Raw genomic sequence first — 10,940 nt, 5'->3', positions numbered from 1 at the left:
TTTTTTTGTGTTACGGACAACATTTCCAAAAGTCCTGTTACGAAGCCGTTTGGGGTTGGATGGTTCCTTTTTCGATTTCAAAAATATGGATCGTATCGGTTTCTCCGGAAAGTTCTTTCTGAACTTCCTGGGCCACTTTTTGGGTCGCTGCCGAGCAGGTGAACAGGAAAATCTGTTCTTTTTTACCTAAGGACGCTAAAAAGTGAATGGCTTCTTTTTGGCGCTGTTCATCGAAGCGGACCAGGATGTCGTCGAGGATGAGCGGCATCGGTTCGATCTGCCGCGAGAAGGCCATGGCCAGGCTGACGCGGATAGCGAGGTAAATCTGGTCGCCTAATCCGCTGCTCCACTGTTTTTCCGGTATGCGGCGCTGGGTACCGTCAACGGCGAAAAGCTGCTTTCCGTCGAGGCTGGCCTGAAGGGTATAACGCCCTTGGGTCATGAGATTGAGGTATTCACCGGCCTGACGAATGACGATGGGCTGGCGGACTCTTTCGTAGTAATCCTGAGCCTGTTCGAGCATGTACTGGGTATACATATAGGTCAGCCAGTCATCGACGTGGCGGTCCAAATCGGCCTTGCGGTTCTGCTGGGTCTGCAAGAGTTTCCCATATTCATCGCTCTTAGCCATCTGACTCAGGCGTTCAATGATACTGCCTCGTTTTTCAGCCACTTCGGCCAGTTTCTTTTCGGCCTCGGCGATTTTTTTCTGATAGTAATCGCGTTCGTCGGTCCAGTTTTTCAGCGTGTGTATCTTCAATTCATGGCGCAGTTCCGACAATTTTTTAGGATTCTTGGCGATGAGCCGAATATGAGCCTCCGTTTGGTCATAGACTTCCTTATACTGTTGGAATTGACGGAATTTCAATAATTTGCTGCGGAATTCCGCATCGGTCTTGGCCCCGGCAGCGCTAAGCAGTTCCCGCTGCATCTGAACTTTATGTTCCCGTTCTTCGGCCAGGCTTTCAATCTGAGCTTCCCGTTCTTTCTGTTGACGGTCCTGCTCTTTGGCAACTTCTGCCTGGACACGGATATCCTGCCACTGTTTATATACGGCTTCTGCCTCGTCGGGAGATACCGGCTTTTTAACGCCGACTTCACGGAAAATCTGTTCTGCCGTATCCGTCCAACGCGAAATGGAACTGTTGACATCGAGTTTACGCCGCTTCCAATCGTTCGACGCCGTCGTCATCTGTTTCCATATATCCCAGGCTTCTTTGGCTTTGGCCATATCCGCCGTTTCAAGTTTCGTAAATCCCGACTTATCGCGCCAGCCTTCCCAAGCCGTTTCACTGGCTAAGAGTTTTTTCTTGCAGGTATTTCCTTCTTCCTGCCAGGTGCCATAGATGGCATCGTACATCACTTTTTGTTCTTTCTGCCAGGCATTCTTTGATTCCTTCGTCTGCCAGTCCATGTACTGTTTCCGGACGCCGTCTAATTCCTGCTGCCAGCGATCGTTGGCGGCCTCCACATCTAAGTTGATTTCAGCGTCTTTTGAAAGGTCGCTTATCTGCTGATTAAGCTTCCCTAATTGACTCTCTATTTCAGCAATTTTACGGGGAATACGATCGGTCCCCGTTTTTTGACGGGCCAGGGAGATGACGGCGATGACGGCACAGGCTGCCCCGGCACCCAGTCCAAGGGTTGAGTCAAAGTCTGCCAGATATACCGCAGCGACGCAGGCGACCGCGGCTAAGAGAAAGAGCACGCCTAATACGGTAAAGGCCTTCGACGGGCCCGTAGCCCCATTTTTTAGCCAATCGAGCTGTTCTTGCAGGGTCTGCCGTTCCGTAACGGCCGACTGAATGGCCGTTACGGCTGTCCCAACAGTATTCCACTCGTCTTTCGACTTTTCCGTATCTTCTTCATCAAGTTCCGGCGACGAGACGTTCTTGGGCTTGGCAGCCTGCCACTTTTCCATTTCCTGACGGCTGTGTTCAAGGGTTGAAGCCGCAGCCATTCCGCGCGGCCAGTCGACCGTTTCCGGAATTTCACCGGTGACAGTCCACCCTTTCAAGGACTCTGCCTGTTTATTTTTTTCAAAATCCCAGTCTATTTCTTTATCTTCGTGTTCTTTTAATTCATCAAGGCCTTGTTTCCAAGCCGGAATACTGCGGTAAATATCCTCAATTTGAGGACCGCAGACGAGCCAGCGCTTCCATGATTCCTGAAAAGCCGGTCCCTTTTGGTTCATTTCCTTCAAGTGCTTAATCTGTTCGTCGATTTCCTTGATTTTTTGATCCATATCGGCCCATTTTTGAGCACCATCTAAGGGAAACTGCGATACGTCAGCTAAATTCTGCATCTGCTGCAGAGCATCCTGACCACGTTTATAGACGTCCCAAGCTGCGATGGGCATGGAAATCTGCTCGATCTGCTGCTTTGATTCTTCAATATCGAGACGGATGCGGTTTTCGATTTCATGCGTCGTCCGCTCCGTTTCCTGTAAGTTCGCGAATTCATCTTCATCAAAGGCCAGGCTGCTGATCCGGCGGTCGAAGTCTTTCTGTTCATTGAGGAGGGCATTGATGGGCTTTTTCCCCTGGGGAGATGCGACCAGAAGTTCCCCCATCTCTTTGGCCACTTCACTGCGGGCCAGCCCCATGGCGACGCCGCCTTCAATGCTGAAAAAGTGATTGCGAACGGCTTCGTTGGACAGGATTTTAAAGCCCTGAAGGTCCTCAAGGCCCATGGCGAAAATCTTATCGTAGGTCTGACGATCCAGCCCGTGCCACCACAAATCGGCCGGTTCTTCCTGAAGGTTTTCGTCGCCGTTCGATAAGGTATATTCTTTTTCATTGCGGACGATCCGGTATTCTTTTCCGTCTTCCCGGCGGATATCCATACTGCCGAAATAGCCGTGCCAGTCGCCCCGCAAGTAGCCGAAGAACATGGAGCGAACATACTTCATAAGGGTCGTCTTCCCGCTTTCATTACGGCCGTGCATGACGATCAGTCCGCTTTCCGGGGGATTCCATTTGACACCATGATAAATCCCGAAATCAGCTAATTCCATCTGTATAATCTTCATGACATTATCCTCTTCTATGTTCCAGCAAGCGCTGCATGCCCAGCCACTTGGCTTTTTCAAAGTTTTCCAGCAGGCGGTCATCAGAAATCGCCCGGCCATACGCACCGAGGCGTTCGAACTCGGGCCGATTCATGAGGATATCCCGCAGGGCCTTTGCTTTTTCAGCAGGCTCCAATTTTTCTAAATTGTCGAAAACATTTAAATAATCGCCAATGGAGTCGGGCAATTTACTCCGTTCATCCATATTGATTTTCGGACGGGCCAGGTTGCGCAGCCGTTCGACCATGACGAAGGCATACTTTCCCTGTTCTTCTTCACGCCAGCTTTCCAGCCAGTACTGTGTCGCTTCCGGATTGTTGATGACATGGTACATACTGCCGCTGCCCGTAAAATTAACGGTCAAGAACGTCGGTTTCCCGATATCACGGCGCACTTTTTCTTTAGCAAAGCGCACGGCACCGCGCAGTTCCGATACGGACTCGAGGCCGTCGATGGCAATATCAATGCTTTCCCAGCGGACGATACTGGTATCGACGAACTCGATATTCGTCGTTCCATAAGGGCCGACTTCAACGTAATAGCAGCCCCGAGGACCGCTTTCCGTGCAGTCCAGCCCCTGGGGATTGCCGGCATAGACGATATACGGCTTTTCACATAAAATTTCGTGTTTATGAATATGACCCAAGGCCCAATAATCCATGCCGCATTCTCTTAAATCGTCAAGGGTGCACGGAGCATACGTCGACTCACGACTGCCGACTTGGGTGTGGAGCAGGCCGATAGAAAAGGTATCTCCGGCGGCACGGTTGAACTTCCAGGCCAGATTTTCCCGCTGTTCGCCTTTAGCATAGCTTTGGCCGTAAACGGCAGCCGCTTCTTCGCCGTCAACGAGCAGAGGTACCCGTTCGACAGCCTCTGCCGAAAAGATATGGACGTTGGGCGGGAAAGGTATTTTTGCCTTCCAAGCTTCCAAAGGGTCGTGATTGCCAAGGACGGCAAAGACCTGAATTTGATGCTGGGCCAATTTATGAAGCAGCCGCACGTAATCGAGCTGAGCCGTGAGATTGTGATTGGCACTGGTATAGACATCACCCGTAATCAAAACGGCGTGAACTTGTTTATCGATAGCCAGCTGTACGATTTTTTGAAAGGCCCGGACCGGAGCTTTGCCGATGATACGCTGCCAGCGATCATCGATGGCGGCCAGATTATGGAACGGGCTTCCTAAATGAAGATCTCCGCATTGAATAAACCGCAAATTTTTCGCCATTATTATCCTTCCTTCTCTGACCATGCTGCATGCAGGGCCGCAACGGCATCACGGAGCTTACAGCTGGGAATTTTTGAAAATGACAGGAGAAACTCATTGTCCGTTTCCTGTGAGGGTGTTTCATAAAAAGACTGCATGGATAAGACGCGGCAGCCTTGCTGTTCCGCTTTTTTGAGCAAATCCGATTCTGATAAGGGGCTGTGCAGGCGGACGTGACAGTAGATGCCGGAAACGAGTTGGCCGACGACGATTTCCCGGCCAAAGGCCTCCACGAGGAGTTTCCTCAGGAATTCGCCTTTTTCCTGATAATCCTTGCGCAGCCGGCGGACTTGGCGTGAAAGTTCGCCGCTCTGGATATATTCCGCCAACACGCATTGTTCCGGCACAGAAGCGCCCTGCCGAAAGAGACCTCGCCGGGCATGGTATAACGGCATGAGTTCCGGCGGAAGCACCATATAACTCAGGCGGACAAAAAAAGGCAATACCTTCGAAAGGGCCCCCATATAGATGACGCGGCCACTTCGGTCCAGTCCCTGAAGTGCCGGTACCGGTCGGCCGTAATAGCGAAGCTCGCTGTCGTAGTCGTCTTCGATAATGAGTCCGTCAGTCTCTCCTGCCCATTGGAGCAGACGATGGCGAATGCCGGCCGGCATGACCGTTCCCGTCGGAAACTGATGGGACGGACTGACGTAGACCAAGCGAACGTTACTTTGCTCCAGCTCATCGACCTGAAGGAGACCGCCCTTAATAGGAATGGGAACGATGGAATAGCCGCTGTTGCGAAAGATTTCCCGCCCCAGTCGGAATCCTGGCTCTTCAACGCCGATGCAGTCGTATTTACAGCGCAGTAAGTGCGTCAATATGCCCAGCAGGGAAATCGTACCGGCGCCGATGACAATCTGTGAAGGCGCTGCATGGACACCGCGTGTTTCATAGACGTAACGGCTCAGAGCACGGCGCAGATCAGGGACGCCCTGGTCGTCATTGGCCGCCAACAGGCGATCCGGCTCTGACAAAACACGATTCATGTACTTTCGCCAAATATCGAGGGGGAATCGCTCCAAGGCCATGTCGCCGCTGGCGAAGTCATAGTCATACACCGGCTGATGTACGATTTCCTGCACCCGCATTGGACGGCCTTCTTCCGGCAGTTGTTCCCGCCGGCCCAAGGAGGCTACTTCATAGCGTGCTTTGTGCCGGCGCAGGATATAGCCTTCACTGGCCAATTGGTAGTAGGCCTTTTCTACGGTCATCTTGCTGATGCCGGCAGCTTGAGCCAATTCACGCACAGAATCGAGACGCATACCGGCTACCATGCGGCTCGATTCTATTTCCTGGCGATAATATTCGTAAATTTGTACATAAAATGGTTTGCTGATAGATTTGTCGAGTTGCAGCATTGCATCCGGCCTAAGGCCCCTTCTCCCCTCTGTGGCGTCGCCATGTCTATGGTTGTCTCTGTAATATTATATTGTACCGAAAAATGCGCCGCCTGAAAAGAGGGATACCCGGCGATTCCTTGGCAAATCCATATATTTTCTTATAAAAACTATCTTATGCTCATAGCAGCCGCAATCGCAGCACCGACGGAGACCCCATCTTGGATGAGAATCGGATCGACGGAAATCTGTTTTTCCCGATTAGGACCTTCATTTTGGCAGGCCTGCATGGCATCTTCCATCATAACCAAGGCACCTCGAACGTGTTTTAAAACACCTCCGTCAATGGCAATGGTCTGACTCGGAATGGGCAGCTCTTTATATAAATGATGCAGAATACCACAGCCGACGGCGCCGACAAGCTGAGCTGAACGCACAAAAATAGCCGCTCCGATATGCCTTATGGGGCGCACATCTTCCAAGCAGACGATGCGATTCCACAGCCGCCCCATCGTAAGCCGGCCCTGTTGATCATCATCGTTCCCAATGATATCATTCATTGCTTCCGTCGTAAAAGGAGGCAGTTCCTGAGTGTCAAAGTAGGTCAACAGCGTTTGGCGAAAGAGTTCCGAGGCATAAGCGCCGCTCATCATCTTTTCCAGTTTATGCAGCCCCGGCTGAGACGATCCGGCATCGACAGCCTCATCCCAGTGATGACCCGTAACGCCGTTGTAATCGCCGGCCTCTAAGTTAACGATCATATTCCATTCCGGCTCATAATAACAGGCATTAAACCCGGTACCGCAGACCATACCGATACGGACCTTCTCCATCGTATAAGACGCCGACAGCAAGAGGGCCGTCGTATCATTTACAAGGGCCACGGGCTCGATGTCGCTGAGTCCCTGCCGCCGGAGCGCCGCTTTCAGCAAGGCGTTGACGTTCTCACCTTCGACCCCGGAAACGGCAATTTCCTTAGACCAGGAGAGGAGGCGGCCGTCTTCGATACCGGTCCGCTTCAAGGCGAAAGAAAAGGCGTGCCCCAGTCGATAAGACTGGCCGCTGCGAGCTACTTTGCCGACAAGACGGGCCAAGAAATCAAAGAGTTCTGACGCCGTCGTCGAAGAGGACAAGTAATCGTACTCACCGGCCACTTTCAGCGGTCGGGATACCTTTTTTTCGACGATATAGCAATGTCGTCCCAAGAGGCGAATCCGCGAGGCTCGAACATTAGTCCCGCCAAAGTCCAGTGCCAAAAATACGCCCTTTTCATCCCCTTCCGGCAGGGATGCATACGATTTTTCAGCCGAAACCGTGGCTCCGGCCTCACCGGCCAAGGCCTTGTCGATATCGGCCGAGAAATCACGGGAAATCGCCTGCAGCCGCTCATCAGGCAAGTAAAAATAGCGGGCAATATCCGTCCAATCCATCCGTTCATTCATGACAGTCATCACCTCTCGTGAGTTTATAATTTTATTATACTATGTTCCCTGTCACGCCGCCAGTCTGCTCTATTTTGACCATATCGGTCAGGGATGCCGTTTGGTACTGATTGGCATAAAACGATTGACTTTTTCAGGCAATCGTCTATAATCAAAGGTAGAGTGAGACCGAAACAAAAGGCCGCACGAAGGGGTACACCACCTTGGGTGTAAGTCTTCGTGCGGCCTTTTTTTAATGCATAGAAAGGAGGGCCAGCATGATACGCATCAACGGCAAGGACATCGCAGCAGACGGCCAGAACCTGCTGTCTTATCTTACCGACCAGGCTTATCGCACAGACCGCATCGCCATCGAACTGAACGGCACGATCGTACCGCGTAAAGCTTATGACACGGTGACCTTAAAAGACGGCGATTCCATGGAAATCGTCCACTTTGTCGGCGGGGGCTAACCCTTCTGACTAAGCAGAAAACCTACACAATATAAAAGGAGTGTCTCCCAATGGAAAAGAAAGATACACTGGTCCTTGGCGGCCATGAATTCACGTCCCGTTTCATCTTAGGCTCCGGCAAATTTTCTGTCGACCTCATCAAGGCGGCAGTCGAACAAGGCACCGCACAAATCGTCACCATGGCCCTGCGCCGCGTCGAAGCCGGTGAAAAAGACAATATCTTAGACTTCATCCCCAAAGACGTCACCCTGCTGCCCAATACGTCCAGCGCCAGAACGGCTGAAGAAGCCGTCCGCATCGCTCGTTTATCGCGGGAAATCGGCTGCGGCGACTTCATCAAAATCGAAGTCATGCGCGACTCCAAATACCTCCTGCCCGACAACAACGAAACGATCAAGGCTACGGAAATCCTCGCAAAAGAAGGTTTCGTCGTCCTGCCCTACATGTATCCTGACCTCTACGCAGCCCGGGCCCTCGTCGATGCCGGTGCCGCTGCCATCATGCCCTTAGCCTCTCCGATTGGCACCAATAAAGGCTTATCGACAAAGGACTTCATCCAGATTCTCATCGACGAAGTCGATCTGCCCATCATCATCGACGCCGGCATCGGCCGTCCGTCCCAAGCCTGTGAAGCCATGGAAATGGGTGCCGCTGCTATCATGGCCAATACGGCTATCGCAACGGCCGGCGACCTTCCTCTCATGGCCAAGGCCTTCGGCGAAGCCATTCGCGCCGGCCGCAACGCCTATCTGTCCGGCCTCGGCCGCATCCGTGAAACGGCATCGGCTTCAGATCCGCTTACCGGTTTCTTAGGTGCCTGAGGAGGAATGCGATCATGACAGAAGAAAAACGTATCGACCATATGACCTACCTGCCGGGCATGGAAATCCTCGATTCCGACATGCTCGACCAAGTCGTCGCCATTCACGATTCATTTAACAATGAAGACTTTACCGCTAAAGACGTCCGCATGGCCTTATCGAAAGAACGCTTGGACCCGCGGGACTTCATGGCCCTCTTATCGACGGCAGCTGCCCCGTTCCTCGAAGAAATGGCTCAAAAAGCCCATTTGGTCACGCGCCGCCACTTCGGCAACAACATTTCCATCATGACGCCGATTTATTTTGCCAACTACTGCGACAATCACTGCATCTACTGCGGATTCAACTCGCACAACAAAATAAAACGGGCCCGTCTGAACGATGAGGAACTTCACCAAGAATGCAAGAATATCGCCGACTCGGGCATTGAAGAAGTCATCATGCTGACCGGTGAAAGTCCGAAGATGAGCGACATCAAGTACATCGGCAACGCCGTCAAAATCGCTCGCCAGTACTTCCGTGTCATCAACATGGAAATATACCCGACCAACACCAAGGACTATACCTATCTCCACGAATGCGGCGCCGACTATGTCACTGTATTCCAGGAAACGTACAATTCCGACAAATACGAAACGCTCCACTTGGCCGGCCATAAACGAATCTTCCCGTACCGCTTCTATTCTCAGGAACGGGCTATTCTCGGCGGCATGCGCGGCGTCGGCTTCGCAGCCCTCTTAGGCCTCGACGACTACCAGAAAGACGCCCTGGCAACGGGCATGCACGCCTGGCTCATGCAGCGCAAGTACCCTCACGCTGAAATCTCCCTGTCCTGTCCGCGTCTCTGCCCGATCATCAACAACGATAAGATCAATCCAAAAGATGTCGATGAACGGAAGCTGACGCAAATCATCTGTGCCTATCGCTTATTCCTGCCTTACGCCAACATCGTCGTATCGAGCCGTGAAAGTGCTTCCTTCCGCAATGCCATCATGAAGATTGCAGCCACCAAGGTATCGGCCAGTGTCTGCGTCGGCATCGGCGGCCACCTGCATCAAGACGGGTCGGAAATGGGTGATGAACAGTTTGAAATCACCGACGGCCGTTCCTTCGACCAGATGTACGCTGACATCAAGAACATGGGCCTCCAGCCCCTCACGAGCGAGTATATTTATTTGTAATACTTATCTGATATCCACTATTAAATACCTATATAGAACTATGACAAAAGCAGGTCAGGACCTAATCCACCCCGACCTGCTTTTGTCGTAAACCCGCATGTTCTAAAGCGTTTAACTCATAGGAGGGCCCTATTATATTCTATTGGTATAATCATTGACGTTAGTATGAGATTACTGTATATTTGTAGTATAAAATACTCTAATATTCAGGTGATAATTGTGTTAAAAGTAGCTGCCATTACAAACCACGAACTTGCGGCGACAAACTACTGGGACCAGCTCGAACAAATTGCTGCATCCGACGTAGACTTCATCGTCCTTCGTGAAAAACGACTCTCTGAAGATGACTACACGGACTATGCCAAACGGGCACTTCGCCTCTGCAGCATTCACCAAAAGACGTGTATCCTTCAACATTTTGGCAAAGTCGCCATTCGACTTCACATTCCTCGTTTCCAATGCTCCTTGTCATACCTTGAAAGCCACTCTTCCTTATTGTATTATATGACGACCCTTGGCGTTTCCGTCCATACCGTAGAAGAAGCCGTCCGAGCCGAAGAACTGGGTGCCACCTATATCATGGCCAGCCATGTCTTCCCGACAGACTGCAAGCCGGCGGATAAGCCGATCGGCGTCGATACGGTAAAGGCCATCTGCAACGCCGTAAACATTCCTGTCTACGCCTTAGGCGGCGTAAACCCCACGACGGTATCCCAGCTTCAGGACTCCCAAGTTACCGGTGTAGCCTTGATGTCAGGTCTCATGACCTGCCCGGACGTCCCGGAATACTTGAAAGAACTTCGTTCCTAAAGAATACGGGAGGGCTGTATGACTCAAGCATATATCATCATCGACATGCAAAATGATTTTATCGACGGCTCCCTAGGTACGCCTGAGGCTCAAGCCATCGTTCCCCATGTCGAAGCAAAAATTGTTGCCAGCAAAAAAGATACCGACCAAGAGACGGATCTGATTTTTACGCAGGATACCCATGACAGTGATTATCTGGAAACCCGGGAAGGTCAAAAACTCCCCATTGCCCACTGCATCAAGGATACGCGGGGCTGGCGCATCTGCAAACAGCTCCTGCCTTACACGCTCATGGCAGAGATTTTTGAAAAGCCGTCTTTCGGCTGCCCGGCCTTGGTCGATGAAGTCAAAGATTATGACCGACTCGTCCTCATGGGGCTTTGTACCGATATTTGTGTCGTTTCCAATGCGATTTTATTGAAGGCCCATTATCCGGAAAAAGAAATCGTCGTCGACAGCTCCTGCTGCGCCGGCTCTACACCGGAGGCCCATGAAATGGCTTTGAAGATTATGCAGAATTGTCAAATCGATATCGTATAACTTCATACGTAAAA

9 protein-coding genes are annotated in these 10,940 nt (G+C 51.5%); 5 read left to right on the top strand and 4 right to left on the bottom strand.

Translation table 11 applies throughout. The annotated features are described in order from the left end of the window. Positions 1 to 37: 37 nt before the first annotated feature. From TX77_RS12040 to TX77_RS12025, 4 genes are all read right to left on the bottom strand, one after another. On the bottom strand, positions 38 to 3,031 hold the full coding sequence (locus tag TX77_RS12040; RefSeq protein ID WP_044505331.1) for an AAA family ATPase: 2,994 nt from the start codon (positions 3,029 to 3,031) through the stop codon (positions 38 to 40). 4 nt (positions 3,032 to 3,035) lie between these two features. Continuing rightward, entirely contained in the window at positions 3,036 to 4,301 is a 1,266-nt protein-coding gene (locus TX77_RS12035; RefSeq protein ID WP_044505330.1) for a metallophosphoesterase family protein, read from the bottom strand. Between the two features lie 2 nt (positions 4,302 to 4,303). Beyond that, the gene (pdxR, locus tag TX77_RS12030; protein ID WP_044505329.1) at positions 4,304 to 5,701 is read right to left on the bottom strand and encodes a MocR-like pyridoxine biosynthesis transcription factor PdxR; all 1,398 of its coding nucleotides are present in this window, start codon (positions 5,699 to 5,701) and stop codon (positions 4,304 to 4,306) included. 149 nt (positions 5,702 to 5,850) lie between these two features. Beyond that, entirely contained in the window at positions 5,851 to 7,122 is a 1,272-nt protein-coding gene (locus TX77_RS12025) for a hexokinase family protein (RefSeq protein WP_044505328.1), read from the bottom strand. Positions 7,123 to 7,379: 257 nt separating this feature from the next. On the opposite strand from TX77_RS12025, the gene thiS reads away from it, so the two are divergent. The 5 genes from thiS (at position 7,380) to TX77_RS12000 (ending at position 10,926) form a co-directional block, all read left to right on the top strand. Continuing rightward, positions 7,380 to 7,574 carry a sulfur carrier protein ThiS gene (gene thiS / locus TX77_RS12020; RefSeq protein WP_044505327.1) on the top strand — a complete coding sequence of 65 codons (195 nt, stop codon included), beginning with the start codon at positions 7,380 to 7,382 and terminating at the stop codon, positions 7,572 to 7,574. Positions 7,575 to 7,624: 50 nt separating this feature from the next. Next, on the top strand, positions 7,625 to 8,395 hold the full coding sequence (locus TX77_RS12015; RefSeq protein WP_044505326.1) for a thiazole synthase: 771 nt from the start codon (positions 7,625 to 7,627) through the stop codon (positions 8,393 to 8,395). Between the two features lie 14 nt (positions 8,396 to 8,409). Then, on the top strand, positions 8,410 to 9,576 hold the full coding sequence (thiH, locus tag TX77_RS12010; RefSeq protein ID WP_044505325.1) for a 2-iminoacetate synthase ThiH: 1,167 nt from the start codon (positions 8,410 to 8,412) through the stop codon (positions 9,574 to 9,576). Positions 9,577 to 9,795: 219 nt separating this feature from the next. Further along, positions 9,796 to 10,386 carry a thiamine phosphate synthase gene (locus TX77_RS12005; protein WP_044505324.1) on the top strand — a complete coding sequence of 197 codons (591 nt, stop codon included), beginning with the start codon at positions 9,796 to 9,798 and terminating at the stop codon, positions 10,384 to 10,386. A gap of 18 nt (positions 10,387 to 10,404) precedes the next feature. Further along, positions 10,405 to 10,926, top strand: coding sequence for a cysteine hydrolase family protein (locus TX77_RS12000; RefSeq protein WP_044505323.1), 522 nt, complete (start codon positions 10,405 to 10,407; stop codon positions 10,924 to 10,926). Positions 10,927 to 10,940: the final 14 nt, after the last annotated feature.

It is taken from the genome of Megasphaera massiliensis (assembly GCF_000455225.1).
Taxonomy (GTDB): Bacteria; Bacillota; Negativicutes; order Veillonellales; family Megasphaeraceae; genus Megasphaera; species Megasphaera massiliensis.
The sequence above is the reverse complement of the archived record's forward strand: the minus strand, read 5'-3'. Positions and strand labels throughout refer to the sequence as shown.

Excerpts from the sequence above, each read along its gene's own strand:
- TX77_RS12015 (WP_044505326.1), top strand. The coding sequence starts at position 7,625 with ATGGAAAAGAAAGATACACTGGTCCTTGGCGGCCATGAATTCACGTCC.
- thiS (WP_044505327.1), top strand. The coding sequence starts at position 7,380 with ATGATACGCATCAACGGCAAGGACATCGCAGCAGACGGCCAGAACCTG.
- TX77_RS12025 (WP_044505328.1), bottom strand. The coding sequence starts at position 7,122 with ATGAATGAACGGATGGATTGGACGGATATTGCCCGCTATTTTTACTTG.
- pdxR (WP_044505329.1), bottom strand. The coding sequence starts at position 5,701 with ATGCTGCAACTCGACAAATCTATCAGCAAACCATTTTATGTACAAATT.
- TX77_RS12000 (WP_044505323.1), top strand. The coding sequence starts at position 10,405 with ATGACTCAAGCATATATCATCATCGACATGCAAAATGATTTTATCGAC.
- TX77_RS12035 (WP_044505330.1), bottom strand. The coding sequence starts at position 4,301 with ATGGCGAAAAATTTGCGGTTTATTCAATGCGGAGATCTTCATTTAGGA.
- thiH (WP_044505325.1), top strand. The coding sequence starts at position 8,410 with ATGACAGAAGAAAAACGTATCGACCATATGACCTACCTGCCGGGCATG.
- TX77_RS12040 (WP_044505331.1), bottom strand. The coding sequence starts at position 3,031 with ATGAAGATTATACAGATGGAATTAGCTGATTTCGGGATTTATCATGGT.